Source organism: Knoellia sp. Soil729 (assembly GCF_001427985.1).
In the GTDB taxonomy this organism is placed as follows: Bacteria; Actinomycetota; Actinomycetes; order Actinomycetales; family Dermatophilaceae; genus Knoellia.
This window is the reverse complement of sequence record NZ_LMSA01000002.1, coordinates 1,133,652-1,152,740: the sequence shown is the minus strand read 5'-3', so window position 1 is coordinate 1,152,740 and position 19,089 is coordinate 1,133,652. Positions and strand designations below refer to the sequence as shown.

Below are 19,089 nucleotides of genomic sequence, written 5' to 3'. Positions count from 1 at the left end.
AGCCGTTGCGTCAGTGGGTGACGGCCAGCGCGTCGATGTAGACCGGGCGCGTGCTGGTGCTGCGCACCGCCACTGTCCCCTTGCGCGTGACCGACTGCAGGGGAAGCGACTTGACCTGGCGGACCTTGGTCGTGGACGAGTAGAGGCTCACCCGGCCCAGCTTCACGCCGGCGTGATAGACGTCGACGCTCCCGCAGGTGGAGCAGGTGGTCGCCACCAGCGAGATGCGGCGCGCACTGACGCTGGTGCGTGTCAGCTGTGCTCCCGTGCGCATGGTCTTGCTGTAGGTCGAGAACAGGTAGCTGCTCGAGGTTCCACGCGTCCATCCCATCGATGCCGTCAGCGAGCGGTCGTCCAGGGGCATGGTGGTGCAGCGTTCCGCACTCCAGGCACCGACGTTTCCCGCGCGGTCGCGGGAGCGCACGGAGAAGCAGTACTGGTAGCCCTTGCTCAGGGTGAGCGGCAGCGTGCGGGTGGTGCGCTTCTGCCACGAGGTCGGGTACTGGTAGGCCCCGAGCCCCGCTGAGGTTGGGGCCGTGCGCGCCCGGACGTCGTAGCTGGCCAGGCCCGAGCCGCCAGTGTCAATGCCCGCCCACGTCAGGGTCATCGTCGGGGTCGTCTGCACTGACGCCGGGGCGCTGAGCGCCGTGGTGGGGGCGGCGGCATCGACGACCCAGCTCTTGGTGACCACCGCAGACTGCAGACCACCTGCATCGGTGACCTGGGCTCGCAGGGTGTGCGTCCCGGCAGCGAGAGCGCTGAGCGCCAGTGTCGGTCCGCAGGTGGTCCACGTCGTGGCCGCGTCGAGACGGCACTTCCGGACCAGCGACCCCGCCGCGTCGTCCCCGTCTGTCGCACCGATGGCCACGGTTGCGCTGCGCGCGGTGTATGCCGGAACCGTGACACTCGCGCTCGGGGCGAGCCGGTCGCCCACCGACCACTCGAGGTCGATCCAGCCCCGGGAAGTCGTGGACACTTGGCGGGCCTGGGAGCCGTCGGCGGCAGCGACCCAGAGGGTGGCTTGCCAGTCTCCGGTGTAGCGCGCGAACGCCAGCTGGGTGCCCGTCTGGTCGAAGGTCACCTCACGGTTGTCCCCGACAGGGAGGGCAAGTCGGCGTGCGGCCGAGCCGTCGAGGTTCATCAGGGTCGTGGTGCGCGCGCCGTTTGTCAGCGACTTGTCGTCGCGGCTCTGGACGACGAGCTGTCCACGTGTGGTGACGGTGAAGTCGTCCACCCAGTCGGTCCCGGGGACCGTCGTGATCGCACCCGACGTGACGTTCACCCGCACGAGGCGACCGAAGCCCTCGGACGAGTGCACGACAACCTCGGTGGCGCTGGGGGTGGCGGCGAGGTCATGGCCCTCCGCGATGGCGGCGATCCGCCGCAGGCCCGAGCCGTCCGTTCGGACCACCCATACGGCTCGCGAGCTCTCACTGGAGGGGTCACCACGCAGGAACGCGACGGTGCCGTCCGGTAGCCAGACGGCCTCCAGTGGCGCGTCGGCAGCGCTCGTGGTCATCGTCCCGGGGACGCCGATGCACTGCTCCGTGGCGACGGAGCAGACGCTGACGTCGGAGCGACCCGTGGTGACCCAACGGGTACGCGAAGGGTCGAGGTCCACCCGCTCGACTCCCAGAGCACGGGGGGTGACGTCGGCGCGCCCCGTGTCGAAGCCCGCGGAGAACCCGTACCAGTCGTTGGCCACGAGCTCACTGGCTACTGCTGGGACGTCGACGACGGCGTCGGGCGACTCGGCGAAGCGCCCGTTGGCGGCCACGAGGGCCAGCTGGCGCGGGCCGGCGCCGGGAGCCACCATGGAGGTGGCCGAGGGCGGTGCACTGGTGAGCAGGGTCCGGGCCCCGCCGGTGACGTCGTAGACCCGATAGCCGTCGCGGGGCAGGACGCTCGGCGGCTGCCAGGACACGGTCGCGGAGAGCCGGCCCGCAGCAGCGGTGACTGCGGTCGGCGGTTCGACGGGCGCGTACCCCTCGAGGCTGAGCGGCACCACGAACCCCCCGAACTGGTCGCCGCCGGCGAGAAGGTACTCGTTGATGCTGGACGTCGTGGCGGTGGTCGTCACCTGGACGGTGCACGTCTCACCGCTGGCGAGCGTGAGTCCGGAACAACGGTTGCCCTCGGGCACGATCCTGAAGCTCGGCACCGAGGTGCTTCGCGACGCGATGGCCATGTCGGTGACCTTCCACGGGCGCGCGCCGGCGTTCGTGACGGTCACCTCGTGGGTGATCACCGTGCCGGCGAGCGCGCCGGCCGAATAGGTGAGGGGTGTCGCTCGAGGGATCGCCAGCTGACGGCTGGGCTCACTGTCCCCGATGCGCACCAACGCCCCCACGGTGGTGGTGCTGCCCACCTTGGCGCACGAGCCGCCGACATCCGCGGACAGCGCCGCCACCTCGCCGGTGGGGCTGGCTTCGGCGCGATACACCGTCAGGATGCCCTGGCTGAACGTGCACGCGCTGTCATTCGCGCGGCGCGTGAGGCTGACCTTTCCCTCGGCCTCGGCCCCGGTGGGGTTCAACCCCCAGGAGCCGACGCGCGCCGGCCACGCCATCGTCAGGGTCGCCGTGTTCCCGGTGGTTGGGTCATCCACCGTCAGTGTGACGGTCTTCGCTGCAGCGTCGACTCGCGCGGTCGGAGTGCCTGCGGTCGGGCCGGCCTGCAGGTACTTGTTGAGTGCGCCCAAGTTGGACACCTTGACCGAGTCGCCGATCAGCGCGACACCGTCGCCGAGCCCAAACGTCGTCGGTGTGGTTGTCGATGTGGCGCTCGATGCACCACCGGCGGCTGCAGCTGGCACGGCCAAGGAGGCACCGCCGAGCCCTGCCAGCGCGGCCACGACCACGAACGAGATTGCGCGCACGCTGTGCATGCCCCACCCTGCTTCCCTGCGTGGGCGCGCGAGACCGCCCGATCGGGCGCCATCCTAGGGGCGGCGAGGGATCGGCGTGACCACAATGACAATGAGTGGGGAGGGCTGAAGCGGAGCTCACCCGGTATGCCGTCCGCCCCGGTCAGGTCTCGCGTCTCCCGACCGAGTGCCGGTCACGCAAAACCGGTGCATGACCGGCCGACTGGTCTCACACTGGACACGTGATCGGCGAGGACTTCGCCTCGGTGCTGACCCGCGCTCAGGAGGGCGACGAGGTCGCCTTCGCCACGCTGTGGCGGGACGCCGTGGACCAGGGCCGCCGCCGCCCCCGGGTCGCAGAGGTCGAGGCCGCGTGGCACCGCGCCATCGTGGGGCCGCCGACGGGTCCCACCGCTGACCGCTCCCTGGAGAGGATCGGCACCGACGAAGCACTCTTTCTTCTCGCGCAGCTGCCGCGGGTACAGGCCGAGGTGATCGCCCTCAGGCCTTCGTGGTGCGGCTCCGCGACGTCCTCACGGCACAGGCCGGGCCACACGAGCTCAGCGGCCTCGCCGAGCCGATCGCCCTGTTTGGGGCCACCATCGCCCCGACCGGGACGACGACACCGACCATCAGCCCGCCCTCGAGGAGAATCCCTGTGCTCAGCTCCCTGATCAGCGTCCGGACCGGTGCGGCAGCTGCCGGCATCGCCATCGGACTGGGCGGGACCGCAGTGGTCGCGTACTCCGCGACGCGACCTCCGACCGCACCCCCGGCCGTCATTCCGGTCTCCGGCTCGACGAGTTCGAGTGCCACCCAGGACACCCCTGGCACGGGCGAGAAGGAGGCCGATCGCGTTGTGGGTCCGGACGCGAACGGCCCGGCCGGCTTCGGTCTGTGCCACGCCTGGGCCAACCACCACAAGCACGACGACGGGGCGGAGGGCGCCGAGGGGTCCGTCGCGATGCGCAACCTCGTGGCTGCTGCCGGTGGTCAGGACAAGGTCGACGACTTCTGTGCCGCCATCACGCGCCCCGGCACAGGAGCCAAGGACAAGAAGCCGGGCGAGGCAGGCAGATCCGGCAAGACGAAGGCGAAGACGCACACCCAGGGCCCGAAGGCCACGCCGGACGACTGAGGTCAGCCCACGCTCGCGAGGGCACGCTGGTACGCGGCCACGTCCGGGTCCTGGTCGCTGAGCAGCCGGAAGAGCGTCGCGCGCAGCATCGCCTGCCGCTGCGCGCCAACGGACCAGTCGCGCATGACGGCAACGTCGGCATCACGTCGGAGGACGGCGTCGAGCACGCACACGGCCTCGGCCCACAGGGTGGGCCTCCACGCCGGCGAGAAGTCGATGACCAGCGGGATGCCGCTCGCGTCGAGCAGGACGCTGCTCGCGAGGTCTCCGTGGACGAGCTGATCGGGCCCGAGGCTCGTCGTGTCGAGCGCCGCCATGAGGCGTGCGACGAGGGGAGCGACAGACGTCGGTATGCCGGTCGGCTGGCGCTCGCCGAACGCCACGCGTTCCGCTGTGGCCCAGCGGTCCTGCCGCTCCTGGATGCCCGGTGGTGGGGCGTCCAGCCGAGCAGCGAGGCGGGCGTGGAGCAGCCGACCCGTCGCCAGGAGGACGTCGAGGTCGTGGCACAGCCGGGCATCCGGCTCGTACCTCGTGGCACCCCAGCCGTGCACCACCCAACGGAGATCCCGGGTCGGGATGGGCATGGCGATCCGCAGCGAGCGGGGACGTTCGTGGTCGAGCTCGGCAGCCAGTGGCGCGATGACCGGGTTGAGCCAGGTGGCCGTTCGCTCGTCCCGGCCCGGCGACAGCACGAGGTCCCCGGCGAGGACGCTGAGGCCCAGGCCACCCTCCAGTGTCACGGTGCTCTCGGGCACCGCGAACAGGTCGAACACCGTCGGCGAGGGCTTCACAAGCCCACCATGGCACCCCGGCCGGCACGACGGGTCAAGGGTGCTCAACCCGCAGCCGGCGTCCCAGCTAGCGTGTGGTCACGAGCGGGTCCAGCGCAGGACCCCGGACCGGAGGTTCACGGATGTCTCTCTCCCCCAGCAGCAGCACCGTCGACGGCATCATCCGTCGCAGCGCGGCCACGTTCCGCAATCGAGTGGCCCTGCGCTTCGAGGACCGGGAGTGGACGTATGCCGGTCTCGACGCCGCGGTGTCGCGTGCGGCTGCGCACCTGCTGGGTCTGGGACTCACCAAGGGTGACCGTGTCGCGGCATACGGAAAGAACTCCGACGCCTACCTGGTCGGCTTCCTCGCATGCGCCCGCGCCGGCCTCGTGCACGTGCCGCTCAACTACAACCTCACCGGGGTGGAGCTGTCCTACCTGGTGAGCCAGTCCGGCAGTCGGGCGATCATGGTCGACCCCGCGTTCGCCGGCCGCCTGGACGACCTCGACTCCGAGGTCGCCGGCCAGCTCGAGCACCGGATTCCGTTGCGCGACAACGACGACTCACTCGTCGCGCTTGCCACGCAGGAGGGCGAGGACGTCCCCGTCGTCGAGGAGGACGTCGCCGACACCGACCTCGCGCAGTTCCTCTACACCTCCGGCACGACCTCGCGCCCCAAGGCCGCGATGATGAGCCACAAGGCCCTGGTCCACGAGTACCTCTCGTGCATCGTGGGACTGGACCTCGCCGCCGACGACAACCCGCTGCACGTCATGCCGCTCTACCACTCGGCGCAGATGCACGTCTTCCTCATCCCGTGGCTCGCGGTCGGCGCGACCAACACGCTGCTCGAGGTGCCGGACCCGGCCGAGGTGCTGCGCCGGATCGCCGAGGACGGGCATCGTGCGTTCTTCGCCGCACCGACGCTGTGGGTGGCGCTCGCGAACCACGCCGACTTCGAGACGCGTGGGCTCGGTGGTCTGCGCAAGGCCTACTACGGCGCCTCGATCATGCCCGGGCCGGTGCTGACCCGGCTGCAGGAGAAGGCTCCCGAGCTCGGCTTCTACAACTGCTTCGGCCAGTCCGAGGTCGCGCCGCTGTGCACGGTGCTGCGCCCCGAGGAGCACGCCGAGCGTCCCGACTCGGCCGGGCGCCCGGTGCTCTTCGTCGAGGCCCGGGTCGTCGACCTCGAGGGCAACGACGTCCCGGTGGGCGAGTCCGGTGAGATCGTCTATCGCTCACCCCAGCTGTGCGACGGCTACTGGGACAACGAGGAGGCGACCGCCGAGGCCTTCGCCGACGGCTGGTTCCACTCCGGTGACCTCGTGAGGATGGACGAGGAGGGCTACGTGTTCGTCGTCGACCGGATCAAGGACGTCATCAACACCGGTGGCGTGCTCGTCGCCTCACGGGAGATCGAGGACGCCATCTACACCCACCCGGCCGTCGCCGAGGTGGCCGTCATCGGCATGCCTGACGAGAAGTGGGTGGAGGCGGTCAGTGCCTTCGTGGTGCGCAAGGGCGAGGTGACCGAGGAGGAGCTCGTGGCGCACGTGCGCGAGCGGCTCGCGGGCTTCAAGCTCCCGAAGCGGGTGGTCTTTGTCGAGGACCTGCCGCGCAACGCCTCCGGCAAGATCCTCAAGCGCGAGCTGCGAGACGCCTGAGCGCGCCGGCGCCACTCGGGCGCCGCCACGGCGGTGGACCTGCGGTGCAGCCCCGAAGCCGGAGGGGGCTTCGCATCGAGCTGCACCGCAGGCGTAGGAGGGTCAGCCGGTCGTGGCTGCGCCGAAGATGTCCTGGTCGAGACCACCGTCGTTGGGGCAGGTGTCGGCAGACCAGGCACCGGTCGCGTCCTGGGTACGGCACTGGTGGACGTCGAACCCTTCACCGCCGGCATACCGGGGGTCGTCCCCGGGTGCGACCTGTCGGGTGTCGGTCCAGGTGTTGTAGGCGAACCCGCCGACGGACGACACATAGTTGTAGTCGCCGTGGAAGGGCACCCTGCGGTCTCCGAACATCTCGTAGTTCGGCATCTGGCTGGTGGCCGAGAGCTGGGTCAGCGCCCAGTCCGTGCCGCCATTGGTCGACGACGCGGCATAGGTGTCCAGACCACGAGTTGCCGCTGCGAAGCCGGCCGCGTCACGGACGTCGCCGTTGTTGCCGGGCGGGTACTGGACGTCGTATGCCGGGTCGTTGCGGCTGTCGTGCCACAGGGCGTGCAGGACTCCACCGTCGGCGTTGATGTCGGGGAAGAACTGGTGACCCTTGGCTGACGGAGCGAGCAGCCTGGGGGCGGACCAGCTTCCACCCTGCATGCTGGCGAAGTAGATCCCACCCTGGCCCACGCGCAGGTGAGTGCCCTGCGGGTCGGCAGTGTTGTAGGTCGTCTGCGAGACCTCCTCAGTCCCGGGGATCGTGGCGTCATAGACGAGGTACACGTCCTGGCTGGCGGACTTGGGGTCGGCGGTGATCCGGGGCTGGCTGTCGTGACGGAAGAACACGAACCCGCTCTGGCAGGCGAAGGGCCCGGACCCGCAGTCGCGGCTGTCGCCGACCGACTCGTCTCCCGCCTCGGACTCCGGTCCGTCGGCATGCTCGAAGGCCTGCTCGTGCGCCTCCTTCGCCGCCGCGGGGTCACCGGCGAAGTCCGCCGCGTCGAAGGGCTCGAACTGCGCTGCGGTGGCGGCCGGGCTGAACGTCGCTCCACCGTCGGTGGAGACGACGTACTGGATGGCTGCCTTCTGTTGGCCTCTCCGGGAATCGAACTGGCGGTAGGCGACGTAGACGGTGCCGTTGCTCGTCACCGCGATGTCGGCGAACTGGACGTCCTTGGACCCGGTGGAGATCTTGGCCGGGTGGCTGAAGGTTGCTCCGTGGTTGGTGGATCGCGCGAACTGGATCGAGTTGTTGCCGTTGCCCTGGAACAGGCTCCAGGCGGCATACACGTTGCCCCGGTGCGGGCTGTTGACACCTCGGTCGACCTCGATGGAGGTCTTGTCGTTGAAGCGGCCATTCAGTGCCGGGCCGGCCTTCCCCACGATGACCGTGCGCACGTAGTGGGCGGCATCCTGGTCATAGGTCGCGACCCAGACCGAGCCGTTCTGGGGGAGCTCGCGGTTGAAGGCGTTGCCCATGTAGAAGAGCCGGCCCTGCAGGTCCCACGCCTGCACCGGGTCGCCGGCGTTCGCGATCCCGCGTTGGTGCAAGGGGCTCGCCAGCCCCTCGGGCGAGGCGTCCGTCGGGTAGCCGGGCAGCAGGCTGTCCGTCCAGCCCATCCCTGAGTTCGTGCTGCGGTAGAAGCCTGCCCAGGTGCCGCCCGCGAGCTCGACGGTGCAGTAGTCGTTGGAGCCGGCCACGACCACCTCGGGGTTGCGGGCATCCACGGCGGTCGACGGTTCATTCTGCTGACGCCTGTTGGCTCCGCAGGCGGTGATGGCGTCACCCGCCGACGGTGTGCGGGAGTTGGCCTTCACATACGCGTGGTCGACGGTGACGGGTGTGTCGGTCCGGACCACGGCGGAACCCTGCGCGCTCAGCGGTGTCGACCCCAGAGCGAGCGCACCGACGGCGAGTGCCGACGCTGCGATCGAACTGATCCTGTGGTGGCGCATAGCGCCCTCCTCCCCGCGTCCAAGGGCGCGGCGCCATGCCGACGGTTGGCCGGCGAAAGCAACCCCGCGCCCGGTTGAGCCCGGGGGCGCAACCTCGCTGGGTCAGGGAGTGGGACCAGCGGGGGAACGTCTCACTGTGGCACCGCCGACGAACCGCGACAAGGCCCCGTCGTGCTGGTTTTCGACCCCCTGCCATCACCAGGACGACACCTTCCGCAGACTGCCGCGGCGGCGTAACGTGGATCTGTTGCGCCGAGCTTGAGGTGGTGGTCGCCGTGCTGTCCCGTCCCCGTGTGATGCGTGGTCTTGCCGTGGCCGCAGCGGCGACGATGTTCTCGGTCGGCACCCCCGTTCCGCCCCGCGCGGAGGCGGCCACGGCAGCGCAGCTGGCGCAGGCGGCATACAACCGGATGAGCAACGCCCAGCGCATCGGCCAGCTGTTCATGGTCGGGACGCCGGCCACCGGTCTGTCCTCGGCCGCCTCGACTGCGATCGGGACGTACCACGTGGGCAACGTCGTGCTCACCGGCCGGTCCACAGCGGGGGCCGCACCGGTCCGGGCGCTGACTGCTCGCCTCGACCGGCTGGCGACCACCGGCGCGACGGCCGGTGTCCCGCTGTGGGTCTCCACGGACCAGGAGGGGGGCAACGTCCAGGTGCTGCAGGGCAGCGGGTTCTCGCGCATGCCGACCGCGCTGACCATGGGGACGTGGGCGACGACCACCCTCGCGTCGTCAGCAGGCACGTGGGGACGGCAGCTGCGCCGCGCGGGCGTGGACATGAACCTCGCACCGGTGCTGGACACCGTCCCTGCCGCGACTGCGTCGACGAACATGCCGATCGGCTACTGGCAGAGGGAGTTCGGCCATACCTCGAGTGTCGTGACGGTCAAGGGCGGCGCGTTCCTCTCCGGCGAGCGTGCGGCTGACCTCGCGATGACGGCCAAGCACTTCCCGGGGCTGGGCTACGTCACGGGCAACACCGACACGACGGCGGGCGTGAAGGACGGCGTGACGACGACGACCTCCGCCTCCATCGCGCCGTTCCGGTCGGCCGTGGCGAACGGTGTCCCGGTCGTCATGATGTCCTCGGCGATCTACACCAGGATCGACTCTTCACAGCCGGCGGTGTTCTCACCCACCGTCGTCACCGGTCTGCTGCGCACCAACCTCGGCTTCCGGGGCGTCGTCATGAGTGATGACCTGGGCAACGCCAAGGCTGTCGCGGCTTGGTCGGCGGGCGAGCGCGCCGTGCGTTTCATCGATGCCGGTGGGGACGAGGTCCTGACCGTCAACGCCTCGACCATCCCGGCGATGGTGAGCGCCGTGACGTCGCGTGCTGCCACGAGCTCCGCGTTCCGTGGCAAGGTCGCGGCGTCGGTGATGCGAGTGCTCACTGCCAAGGCGGCCGAGGGACTGCTCGGCGCCCGGCTCTCACTCGACGGGTCGTTCGGGCCGGCCACGACCTCGGCCCTGCAGCGGTGGCTGGGTGTCACCGTCACCGGAACGCGGAACTCGACGACGACTCGCGCGCTGCAGGCCCGGATCGGCACCACGGTCGACGGCCTGTGGGGTCCGGCCTCCATGCGGGCGATGCAGCTCTACCTGGGCATGGGGACCGACGGGGCGCGCACCTGGAACTCGCGGACCGTGACACAGCTGCAGGCCTACCTCAACACCCAGCTCTGAGTGGGTGTTGACGTGGGTGTTGGCGCTCCCGCGCCTCCGGTTCTCTGCAGGACAGGATCAGCGCGCCGCCCGAGAGCACCTCAGTCAGACCCAGCGGCGGACGCGCGAGCAGTAGGCGTCGTACGCCTCGCCGAAGCGTGCGCGCAGAGCTTCCTCCTCCGGCCGGACCTGGAAGCGGTCGACCACCAGGACAAAGCCGGCCACCGGCAGCCACGGGGTCCATCCGCCGCGGGCCAGGGCGTGAGCGCTGAGAAGACCCGCCAGGCCGAGATACATGGGGTTGCGGGTCAACGCATTCGGCCCGTCCGTGACGAGGGTGCTCGCCTTCGTGGGGTGACTCGGGTCGAGGGTGGTCCCGGCGTCGAGGAACCGGCGCAACGTGGCCGTGGGCAGCGCCACGCTGCCGAGGGCAACAGCCGCGGCCGGGAGGCGCCGCCAGGAAGCCGTGGAACGTTGCGGTGCCAAGGCGTGCTGAGCGATCGCGGCGACGAGCGCGATCGCCGGAGGTGGCACGTGGGGCATGGCTCGACCATCCCACGTGCGCGCAGGCACGTCCAGCAGTCTCGTCACCCACCGCCGGGCTGGGTGAGCAGTGACTGTTGCGACGTACAGCACCCAGTCAAGAGCCCGGACGGAGGCCGCCCAAGGCCAAGTGTGTTGACCACCTCACCAACTCGGGGCACCGTTGTTTCTCGAGGGCGCCATGGATGACGTCCCGTCACGGAACGCAAGGAGAAGCCCATGAGCTCAGTCGACCGACCGCCCGCCATCGTGCGCTGGACCCTGCGGCTCGAGCAGACCGCGGCGCTCGACAAGCCGGTGCGAGCCATCGAGCCCTCGATCCGTGCCGCGTTCGGCACCGGGAAGCGCGCGTCGGTGCTGCGTGGCGAGTGGCTCGGACATGCGATCCACCCGGTGCTCACCGATGTGGTGATCGGCACCTGGACGTCGGCGAGCCTCCTCGACCTCTTCGGTGGGCGTACCTCGGCCGCGGCGGCGCAAAGGCTCGTTGGCACTGGCCTTCTGGCAGTCGGCCCCACTGCGTGGACCGGGTGGGCCGAGTGGTCGGCGGCCGGGACCCGTGAGAAGCGGGTGGGTCTCGTGCACGCGTTGACCAACGGGGTCGCGATCGGCGCCTACGCTGCGTCCTGGGTCGCCCGCAGGAAGGGTGCACACAGGACGGGCGTGGGGCTGGGGCTGGCCGGGATGGCGGTCTCGGGAGTGGGTGCCTATCTGGGCGGGCACCTGGCAGAGGCGCGCAAGGTGGGCAGCCATGACCCGGCCTACGACAACGCTCCCACGCCGCTCTGAGGAGGCGACTCCCCGAGGCCCTGAACGCATCCGGCCCGCTGGAGCGCCGAGTGCGCTGCAGCGGGCCGGACCGTGTCGGCGGCCTCCCGCGTGAGCGGGTGGACCCATGTGGTCCTAGGAGATGACCGCGTCGATCGTCTTCTTCAGGGCGCTCGGCTGCTCCGGACGGCGGGGAGCCCGCTCCTTGGCGGCGGCGAGCTCCTCACCGATCTCACGCAACTGCGTGCGGGAGAGCCCGTCACGGACCTTGGGGAACCAGTCGGACTCCTCCTCGTCGATGTGGTGCGTGACGTTCTCGATGAGGACGGTGGTCTTGGCCTCGAAGCGCTCGTCGCCGGGGCTCATGGCCGTCAGCTCCATGACGAGGACGTCCGCGACGTGGTGCTCCTCGTAGGACTCCAGCACGTCCCCCTCGAGCTCGGGGAGCAGCTCGCGCACGCGTGGGTACATCACCTCGTTCTCGATGTAGGTGTGGACCGTGAGCAGCTCGATGACCTTCTCGACGATCTTGCCCTTGCGGGCATCGGTCGTCGTGGACTTCTGGAACTCCCGGAACAGCGCCTTGACCTCCTTGTGGTCCTCACGCAGCATGACGATGGCGTCCTGGGACATGACACTCCTCAGTGGATCGGCGCACTCAAGTGCGCGTGGGCTCGGCCTCGAAATGTACCTGCGGGGACCGGGTTAGGGGGGTTTGCGAGCAGCTCCTCCCGATGGTCGCGCTGCGCGCACCGTTCCCCACCCGGTATGCCGTGAGGCATGGTGCGGTGGTCTTCGCGGCCCTCCCGGTACTCGCCTACGTGGCGGGATGGTTTCGTGCCCACGCCACGATGTCGTCGCGGCGTGGACCCCCCGCCAGGTAGACCGTGTTGCTCGAGTGTCCTCCCGTGATCGGGTTCGGGAAAGGGACCACATGGGCGTCGGCATGCTTGAACGCGACACTCATCCGCTGGACCACCTCGGGCTCGGGTGGCTCGTCGGACCACAGGGCGAAGACGCCGTCATCGGTCAGCATGGCGCCGACGCGTCCAAACCCCTCGGCGGTGTAGAGGTCGCCGTGGTCCTCGCGCAGCAGCCAGTCGGGGGCGTGGTCGATGTCGACGAGCACCGCATCATAGGTGCGGTCGGCGCGACCCGTGCGCACGACATCGAAGAAGTCGTCGCGGACCAGGCGCACGCGAGGATCGGCCGCCATCCCGGCGGTGTCGGGCAACAGGTCGCGCTCGTGCCACGAGATCACCGCGGGCAGGGCCTCGATGACGGTCAGCTCAGCCACCCGCCCGTCCTCGAGGGCGGCCAATGCGGTGTAGCCCAAGCCGAGGCCGCCGACGACCACCGTGAGGGGTCCTGCACCCGGCACGGCCGCGAGGGCGATGCGCGAGAGCTCTTCCTCGCCCGTGGTGAACTGGCTCGACATGAGGAAGTCGTCACCGAGCTTGACCTCGTAGACGTCTCGCTCGGTGATGGGGTCCCAGCGCTCCCGGAGGCTGATCTCACCCCACGGGGTGTCGGCGTAGTCGAGCTCACGGATCTTCACCGCCCGAGACTAGTGCCGCGGGCCGTGCTGCTGGCTCAGCCCCAAGCTCCCCTGCCGAGCCGGTATGCAGTCCGCGTCACCAACGCTGTCGAGCCGCTGTCGCGCTTCCGGCCCTGAGCGCATCACCGAACCCCGCCCCGGGCTAGCGTGGCGGCGTGACCCACCGGACCGTCGTCGTGGCGCTGCCCGGTCTGGGGTTGGGGCCCGAGTCGTGGCGCCCGACCCTCGAGCTCCTGCCTCCGGAGGTGGAGCCGACCGTCCACCTCTTCCCCGGGTTCGGCCAGCCGGCGTCGCGCGGGCTCGACCTCGCCCCACGGGCCCTGGCGTCGGCGGTGCGCGACGCCCTGCCGGACGGACGCGAGCAGGTCGTGCTCCTCGCGCACTCTGCGAGCTGCCAGGTCGCAGCGCACGTGGCGGCCCTGGCCCCGGAGCGTGTCGCGTCGCTCGTCCTCGTCGGCCCGACAACCGACCCACGTGCCGCGTCGTGGCCGGGGCTCGTGCGCCGCTGGCTACCGACGGCGCTCCACGAGAGGCCGGCACAGGGGCCGGTGCTGCTTCGCCAGTGGGCGAACACCGGGCTGCCGTCCATGGTGCGAGCGATGGACGCCGCACGCCGCGACGACCTCCTGCGCACCCTCGACGGGGTCGGCGCACCCGTCGTGGTCGTGCGCGGGTCGCACGACGCCATCTGCCCCGCCGACTGGGCCGAGGCGGTCGCGCGACGCGGTGCCCCGGGCAGCCGCGCGGTGACGCTCGGCTCCGGGGCGCACATGGTGCCGTGGACGCAGGGGCCACTCGTTGCACCACTCGTCGGTGAGGTGTTCGCCTCGGTCCAGTGACCCGGGCCCAACCGCCGAGCCGGGTGTCTCCCGCCGTGGTGGTGCACCACGTGGTGCGATGGACCGTCCCTGCCGCAGCACCACGATGCACACCCTGGAGTCACCATGGCACCCGTTCGACAGGGTCTGCCCCTCTATCGCAGACCCGAGGAGCTCGCCCGGCGCGTCCTCGGCGCCCTCCTCGAGTTCGCGCTCAAGGCCTACGGGGCGGCCGCCGCGCTCAGTGTGGCGCTGAGCAGCTCGGAGAGTGTCGGCGGCAAGGTCCACGACGCGGTCCACGCCGTCCCCAACCTCTTGCTGCGCTACCAGCAGGCGAGCTACGTCGTCGAGCACCGCGAGCAGGTCCAGGCCACCCTCGACTACGCCCGCGACCACGCACCCGACCCGCAGCAGCTCGACTCCGCCGTCCAGCGCAGCTCAGAGACGGTCGGACGCATCAGCACGACCTTCGACGAGGTCACCGCGGCCAGGGACGCCCTCCTCGGCATCCGCCCGACCAACGTCCTCCAGACCGTGCCGCAAATCAAGGAGCACGTCCAGACGGCCTGGGCCGGCAGGCCCTCACTGCAGGCGATCCAGGACCTCGAGGACCAGGCGCAGGGCGCGCAGGCGTTCCTCACGCAGCTCAACCTGCAGGATCCCGTGGTTCGCAGGATCTATGCCGACCTGCGCACCGTCCTCGACAACTTCGCGAGCGACGAGGTCGCGGCCACCCTCGCCGTCATGGGAGCCGCGTTCGCGCTCGCCTGGGTCCTCAGTCGGGCCGTGGGCTTCTGGACCCGCCGGGGCAGGCCCGGCTTCGTCGCCGGGATGCTCCAACGCTGGGGCGCCCAGCGCTTCCGGCCCTGGTATGCCGGGAACCTCGAGTTCGCGCTGGGTGCGCCGATGTATGCCGTGGCTCTCGAGCGCGTCCAGCGCGACATCGTCGCGGACCCGGAGCAGGCGCTCGACCCGCAGGCCCTGGCCGACCTCGAGCGCTGGTTCGAGCGCCGCCGAGCCATCCCTCGCGACGCGGCTACAGGAGGTCGTGCTTGAGGGCATGCGCGACAGCGGCGGCCCGGGTCGGCTGACCCACCTTGATGAGGATGTGCGCGACGTGCCGGTGGACGGTGTGCGGGCTCAGCGTCAGTGCCTTCGCGATCTGCTGGTCAGTCTGGCCGTCGGCGACGCAGCGCAGCACTTCGCGTTCTCGCTCGCTGAGCAGAGCGTGGGGGGTTCCTCGCACCGACGCGATCTGTCGTCGGAGACGGTCCGCGTCGGTCAACATGCCTTGGGCTCCCAGGCCTTCGAGCAGGGTCCATGCCTTCGACACCTGCTCCTCGGCGGCCCCGACGTCGTCGCACTGCAGGAGCGCGTCCGCGAGGCCGAGGCGGCTCTCCGCCTCGTCGAAGGGCAGGGCGCTCTCGCGGAACGAGCGCACCGCGTCCCGCCAGGCGCTGACCGACTCCGCCGGTGGCGCCAGGGTTGCGGCCGCCGCGGCGGCCAGGCCGAGCGTCGGGGTGTTGCCCACGAGGGCAGCGGTCTCCCGCAGCTCGTCGGCGGCTTGCTGGGCGGCGCCACGCTCACCGGCGGCGAGCGCCGCCTGCACGGCGGGCAGCAGGAACCGGGCGCGTTGCAGCCGATTGGCTGTCGGGGTCCTTGCCAGCACCTGTCGGATCTCGGCCCAGGCAACGTCCGCCTCGTCACGAGCCAGCCGCACCAGGGCGAGGGACACGATGGCAGACGGGTCGAACTCCGCCTGCATCAAGAGCTCCTCCGCCTCCGCGAAGCGCCCCTGGCGCCGACGCAGCTCACCCAGCTGGACCACTGCGTCGAGCCGGGTGTGCCGCCGGGAGGGCTCGACGCGGTCGAGGACGGCGGCAAGGGTGCTCTCCGCCTGCCGCCACGTGCCCCGCTCGATGAGCACGGAGGAGTGTTGGATGCGGCACACGGTGAAGAGCGGGTCGAGGTGCCGTCGTTCACACACCGCCTCGACGCGTCGGCACCACTCGTCGGCCCGGCTGAGGTCGTGGGTCTGCTGGCAGGCGATGATGAGCCAGCAGAAGATCTTGCCCATCCACATGAGGTCGTCGACCTCGCCCGTCGTGGCGGCTGCGACGGCGGCGTCGAGCTCCCGCAGGCCGGAGTCGGGGCGGCCGGCAGTGGTCTGGGCAAGACCGCTCAGGGCCATACCGGCATACATGAGGTTGCGGTCATTGACCCGGCGGCCGATCGCGCAGGCGCGATCGGCCTCCTGCTGGGCGAGCGCAGGATCGCCCTGCGTCGCCAGCCCCAGCTCGCCCCGGCGCAGGGCGAGCCAACCATGTCCGGCTCGTTCCGGGATCGCGCTCAGCAGCTGCTCTGCCCGGGTCATCCAGCCACGAGCCACCGTCTCGCCTTCCCCGAAGAGCAGGGAGTCATAGGCGAGTGCACTCGCGGCACGGCCGGCTTCGGGATCCTGACCGGCATCCCGATAGAAGCGGTAGGCGTCCTCGCGTGCCTCGAGGCAGCCCGTACCGTCGTCCAGCCACCACAACGCCTGGGCGAGGCCCTCGAAGGCTGGGCCGTCGGGACGATCCGCCAACCGCTGGCGGAGCTCGTCGCGGGCGGTCTCCCACCTTCCGGCGCGCAGCAGCAGCTCCTCAGGCGGCGGTGCCGCTGGCTCGCTGCTCATCTCTTGAGAGTGGGCCAGCTGGCGGCGTTGCGCAAGGACGTCATCCGACCTGCCACCTGCACCGCGGGCCGCCGCCACCTCCAGGGCCAGACCCGACCGCACGCCAGGTCCAGCACGGTGTGTCGCCAGTGGGCAAGGACGTGGGCGCGGGGGCGGGTGCGCCTACGCCGATACGCCGGCGGCGAGGGCGCGCACGTCCTCGGTCGTCAGCGGGTTGCCGGCGATGCCCCAGGAACCGCTCTTGACCTCCTCGACGACGCACCACGTGACCGGGCGCATGTTCTCGCCCTCGATCGCGACCATGGCGTCGGTCAGGCTCCGCACGATCTGCTGGGTCTGCTCGGGGGTGAAGACCTTCTCGATGACCTTGACCTGGATGAACGGCATGACTTCCTCCTGTGCTCGGGGCACCTCCGCGAGTTCGGAAGCGCTACGACCACCCTCCGGCCCTGGCCACCCCGCGCACATCCCGAGAGCAGGCCATCTCTGCCGCGGGGCGCCATGGCCTGTTCAGGCCATCGGCGGACTGCGTGCCGCAGGTGCCGAGGAACAGACCTTGGTATGCCGTGTGCGGACCCAAGGCGTGCCGCTGGTTCAGCCTTGACCGTCGAAGTACAGATCCACCCGGGTCAGGGCGTCCGGCACGACCGTGTCGAACTCGCGTGGCCGAGAGTGAGATCCGGCGACGTGGACCTCGACGGTCCAGCGGCCCTTCGTCCAGGTCTCGGCGATGACGCCCGGCGAGCTGGACGGTGACGCGTCCGGGGGAGGCTGCTGTTCCCAGCCGTCGTCCTCCAGTCGGGCGGTGTAGCTGTCGGTGGCGACCTGGGGCGCATCCGGGGTCGCGTAGGTGTAGGTCACCTCGGGCCACGAGCCGAACAGGCCCCACGTGCTGCCCGTCCACGAGCCGTCATCGATGGTGGTCCACCCAGGGGGAGTGCTCACGTTCGCGGCGACCGCCTCGATTCGTTCGTGGATCGGGGCCGACTGCCGGTAGGCCCAAGCGCCCAAGAGCAGGGCGGCCCCGACGGCCCAGGCGATGGCGATCGGCCACCGCCCCATGCCGAGCCCCATGGTGATGAGGAGCAGGCCCGGGAGGTAGCCCAGTGCCGCGGGCAGCCAGCCGTGGAACCCGGACGGCACGGCGAAGAAGCCGAGCGCAAAGAACGCGATCACGGCATACACGAATCCGCCAACCACGGTAAGGACTCGCACCCAGACGGGCCGACGTTGCAGTCGGACACGATGAGTGGCACCGAACCAGCGGGGAGGAGCGCCGTTCCCGGGCGGCCCGCTCGACCAGGCCGGGCCGTGCGTGCCGGTGGTCGGACCCACGTGTTCCTCCTGGCCTGCGGTGGCGGTGATGGCAGGACCAGCATCCCCGTTCACCGCGGGGTGGGCATCCGCCCGGCTACTCAGCCGGCAGGCCGGCTCGCCAGGGCCAGCGGGTCAGGCACTCGCGTATGCCGTCCGCGCACCTTCCCGTCCCGTCGACCTCCGCCGCCCAGTCCCGAGACCGTCAGAGCTTGACGTTGATCTGCTTGATCGGGGTGAAGCCCTCGAGCATCCTCGAGTGAAAGGTCGCGGCCCATACCGCTGGACTTCATCCCGCCGTAGGACTGGCCCACGACCTGCCCGCCACCCTGGTTGACCTGCACCCAGCCGGAGTCGATGCGGTGGTCGGTGCGCAGGGCAACGCCCCTCGACTCCCCGGCCCAGCGCCGAGGCCTCGGCTTCTGGACGGTCACCTATGCCAGAGGCGCGAAGCCGAGGTCGACGAGGACCCGGGTGATCTCGTCGTTCCCCTTCTGCGACGGATGGGTGTAGTCGTCGGCGAGCAGGTCCCCGCTCGGCTTCTCCCCGGTCGGGCCGTTGAACGCGTGGTAGATGTCGGCGCAGCTGAACTGGTGTGCCTTGGCCGAGTCGCAGATCATCGCGCTCCACGCGTCGTGGACCAGCACCGTCCGCGTCGCCTGGTCGGCCGTGAGGTTGAGCGAGCTCGAGCCGACCCAGTCGTTGTACTTGTTGAGGGCGATGAGGATGGTGGGCTTGCCCGCGCGCTGCGCCGCCACCTTGCTGAACAGCTCGTCGTAGCGGGGACGCGAGGCTGCGGCCGAGCGCGTCGCACACGCCTTGTCGACCTTGGTCCAGTCGGTGAGGGCGCCGGTGTTGGGGTCGAGGGTCGAACCGCAGGGCGCGTCGGTCCCGAGCTCGATGCTGTTGTGGGCGATCCCCACGATGATCGCGTCGGCCCCCGCCAGGTCCGTGGAGAGGGAGTCGAGGTTCTCCAACAGTCGCGGCAGGGTGAGGCCGGTGTGGTCGGAGAGGTTGTTCGGCTGCACCGTGCGCCCGGTCGCCTTGGCCAACGCGTCGCCGTACTGGTAGACGAACGCCGTGCAGTTCGGGCAGTCGTCCTTGCTGTTGAAGGGGATCGAGTCACCGATCGCCACGAGGGACAGTGGCGCTCCAGAGGCGCTGGGTGCCGGGGTCGCCGTCGAGCCTGCCGACGAGGAGGAGGACGGGCTGGTGACCGGCTTCTCGGCTGCGCCGCATCCCCCCACGAGTGCCGCCACGCCGACAGCCACGACCCATCCGAGAAGTCTCATCGCCGTGCCCTCTCTCTCGAGCTCGCCGCACGGACGTGACCCGTCCGAGCGTGGACCGTCCGACCAT

General features: G+C 70.5%; 16 protein-coding genes and 1 pseudogene. 6 read left to right on the top strand and 11 right to left on the bottom strand.

From position 1 onward, the window contains the following. Positions 1 to 10: 10 nt before the first annotated feature. Entirely contained in the window at positions 11 to 2,887 is a 2,877-nt protein-coding gene (locus tag ASG74_RS10445; RefSeq protein ID WP_056142477.1) for a hypothetical protein, read from the bottom strand. 493 nt (positions 2,888 to 3,380) lie between these two features. Here ASG74_RS10445 and ASG74_RS10440 point away from each other — a divergent pair, with 493 nt between their 5' ends. After that, positions 3,381 to 4,004, top strand: a complete 624-nt coding sequence (locus ASG74_RS10440) for a hypothetical protein (RefSeq protein ID WP_156465351.1) — start codon at positions 3,381 to 3,383, stop codon at positions 4,002 to 4,004. Between the two features lie 2 nt (positions 4,005 to 4,006). On the opposite strand, the gene ASG74_RS10435 is transcribed toward ASG74_RS10440, so the two are convergent. Continuing rightward, positions 4,007 to 4,795: a hypothetical protein gene (locus ASG74_RS10435; protein ID WP_056142471.1), complete on the bottom strand. Its 789-nt coding sequence runs from the start codon at positions 4,793 to 4,795 to the stop codon at positions 4,007 to 4,009. Positions 4,796 to 4,917: 122 nt separating this feature from the next. Here ASG74_RS10435 and ASG74_RS10430 point away from each other — a divergent pair, with 122 nt between their 5' ends. Next, positions 4,918 to 6,441 (top strand): acyl-CoA synthetase, encoded by a 1,524-nt coding sequence (locus ASG74_RS10430; RefSeq protein WP_056142467.1) that lies wholly within the window; start codon positions 4,918 to 4,920, stop codon positions 6,439 to 6,441. Between the two features lie 102 nt (positions 6,442 to 6,543). Here the strand turns inward: ASG74_RS10430 and ASG74_RS10425 are convergent, their stop codons facing one another. Continuing rightward, positions 6,544 to 8,388 carry a hypothetical protein gene (locus tag ASG74_RS10425; RefSeq protein WP_056142462.1) on the bottom strand — a complete coding sequence of 615 codons (1,845 nt, stop codon included), beginning with the start codon at positions 8,386 to 8,388 and terminating at the stop codon, positions 6,544 to 6,546. Positions 8,389 to 8,684: 296 nt separating this feature from the next. On the opposite strand from ASG74_RS10425, the gene ASG74_RS10420 reads away from it, so the two are divergent. Beyond that, on the top strand, positions 8,685 to 10,076 hold the full coding sequence (locus tag ASG74_RS10420) for a glycoside hydrolase family 3 N-terminal domain-containing protein (RefSeq protein ID WP_235498920.1): 1,392 nt from the start codon (positions 8,685 to 8,687) through the stop codon (positions 10,074 to 10,076). A gap of 84 nt (positions 10,077 to 10,160) precedes the next feature. Here the strand turns inward: ASG74_RS10420 and ASG74_RS10415 are convergent, their stop codons facing one another. Continuing rightward, a complete protein-coding gene (locus tag ASG74_RS10415; protein WP_056142455.1) occupies positions 10,161 to 10,598 on the bottom strand; it encodes a methyltransferase family protein in 438 nt (145 codons plus the stop codon). 219 nt (positions 10,599 to 10,817) lie between these two features. On the opposite strand from ASG74_RS10415, the gene ASG74_RS10410 reads away from it, so the two are divergent. After that, positions 10,818 to 11,387 carry a DUF2231 domain-containing protein gene (locus ASG74_RS10410; protein ID WP_056142452.1) on the top strand — a complete coding sequence of 190 codons (570 nt, stop codon included), beginning with the start codon at positions 10,818 to 10,820 and terminating at the stop codon, positions 11,385 to 11,387. Between the two features lie 114 nt (positions 11,388 to 11,501). Here ASG74_RS10410 and ASG74_RS10405 read toward each other — a convergent pair whose 3' ends face one another. Next, entirely contained in the window at positions 11,502 to 11,999 is a 498-nt protein-coding gene (locus tag ASG74_RS10405) for a hemerythrin domain-containing protein (RefSeq protein WP_056142450.1), read from the bottom strand. Between the two features lie 184 nt (positions 12,000 to 12,183). Beyond that, positions 12,184 to 12,924 carry a spermidine synthase gene (locus ASG74_RS10400; protein WP_056142447.1) on the bottom strand — a complete coding sequence of 247 codons (741 nt, stop codon included), beginning with the start codon at positions 12,922 to 12,924 and terminating at the stop codon, positions 12,184 to 12,186. Between the two features lie 155 nt (positions 12,925 to 13,079). On the opposite strand from ASG74_RS10400, the gene ASG74_RS10395 reads away from it, so the two are divergent. Together ASG74_RS10395 and ASG74_RS10390 are read left to right on the top strand one after the other, a co-directional pair. Further along, positions 13,080 to 13,763 (top strand): alpha/beta fold hydrolase, encoded by a 684-nt coding sequence (locus ASG74_RS10395; RefSeq protein WP_056142443.1) that lies wholly within the window; start codon positions 13,080 to 13,082, stop codon positions 13,761 to 13,763. A 105-nt stretch (positions 13,764 to 13,868) separates the two neighbouring features. Next, positions 13,869 to 14,798: a hypothetical protein gene (locus ASG74_RS10390; protein WP_056142439.1), complete on the top strand. Its 930-nt coding sequence runs from the start codon at positions 13,869 to 13,871 to the stop codon at positions 14,796 to 14,798. Here the strand turns inward: ASG74_RS10390 and ASG74_RS10385 are convergent. The 5 genes and pseudogenes from ASG74_RS10385 to ASG74_RS10370 all read right to left on the bottom strand — a co-directional run bounded on the left by ASG74_RS10385 (position 14,779) and on the right by ASG74_RS10370 (position 19,022). After that, positions 14,779 to 16,416 carry a LuxR family transcriptional regulator gene (locus ASG74_RS10385; protein WP_056143498.1) on the bottom strand — a complete coding sequence of 546 codons (1,638 nt, stop codon included), beginning with the start codon at positions 16,414 to 16,416 and terminating at the stop codon, positions 14,779 to 14,781. The two genes, ASG74_RS10390 and ASG74_RS10385, sit on opposite strands and share 20 nt — an antisense overlap. 162 nt (positions 16,417 to 16,578) lie before the next feature. Then, the gene (locus ASG74_RS10380) at positions 16,579 to 16,803 is read right to left on the bottom strand and encodes a tautomerase family protein (protein WP_056142437.1); all 225 of its coding nucleotides are present in this window, start codon (positions 16,801 to 16,803) and stop codon (positions 16,579 to 16,581) included. A gap of 207 nt (positions 16,804 to 17,010) precedes the next feature. Continuing rightward, positions 17,011 to 17,616, bottom strand: a complete 606-nt coding sequence (locus ASG74_RS10375) for a hypothetical protein (RefSeq protein ID WP_156465350.1) — start codon at positions 17,614 to 17,616, stop codon at positions 17,011 to 17,013. Between the two features lie 319 nt (positions 17,617 to 17,935). Next, a pseudogene (locus tag ASG74_RS17195) lies at positions 17,936 to 18,110 on the bottom strand (aldehyde dehydrogenase family protein); the annotation flags it as partial. Positions 18,111 to 18,164: 54 nt separating this feature from the next. Continuing rightward, positions 18,165 to 19,022 carry an SGNH/GDSL hydrolase family protein gene (locus tag ASG74_RS10370; RefSeq protein WP_082569649.1) on the bottom strand — a complete coding sequence of 286 codons (858 nt, stop codon included), beginning with the start codon at positions 19,020 to 19,022 and terminating at the stop codon, positions 18,165 to 18,167. Between the last annotated feature and the right edge of the window lie 67 nt (positions 19,023 to 19,089).

Coding starts and splice junctions, on each gene's coding strand:
- ASG74_RS10430 (WP_056142467.1), top strand. CDS start 4,918: ATGTCTCTCTCCCCCAGCAGCAGCACCGTCGACGGCATCATCCGTCGC.
- ASG74_RS10380 (WP_056142437.1), bottom strand. CDS start 16,803: ATGCCGTTCATCCAGGTCAAGGTCATCGAGAAGGTCTTCACCCCCGAG.
- ASG74_RS10425 (WP_056142462.1), bottom strand. CDS start 8,388: ATGCGCCACCACAGGATCAGTTCGATCGCAGCGTCGGCACTCGCCGTC.
- ASG74_RS10415 (WP_056142455.1), bottom strand. CDS start 10,598: ATGCCCCACGTGCCACCTCCGGCGATCGCGCTCGTCGCCGCGATCGCT.
- ASG74_RS10445 (WP_056142477.1), bottom strand. CDS start 2,887: ATGCACAGCGTGCGCGCAATCTCGTTCGTGGTCGTGGCCGCGCTGGCA.
- ASG74_RS10385 (WP_056143498.1), bottom strand. CDS start 16,416: ATGAGCAGCGAGCCAGCGGCACCGCCGCCTGAGGAGCTGCTGCTGCGC.
- ASG74_RS10420 (WP_235498920.1), top strand. CDS start 8,685: ATGCGTGGTCTTGCCGTGGCCGCAGCGGCGACGATGTTCTCGGTCGGC.
- ASG74_RS10410 (WP_056142452.1), top strand. CDS start 10,818: ATGAGCTCAGTCGACCGACCGCCCGCCATCGTGCGCTGGACCCTGCGG.
- ASG74_RS10370 (WP_082569649.1), bottom strand. CDS start 19,022: ATGAGACTTCTCGGATGGGTCGTGGCTGTCGGCGTGGCGGCACTCGTG.
- ASG74_RS10390 (WP_056142439.1), top strand. CDS start 13,869: ATGGCACCCGTTCGACAGGGTCTGCCCCTCTATCGCAGACCCGAGGAG.
- ASG74_RS10405 (WP_056142450.1), bottom strand. CDS start 11,999: ATGTCCCAGGACGCCATCGTCATGCTGCGTGAGGACCACAAGGAGGTC.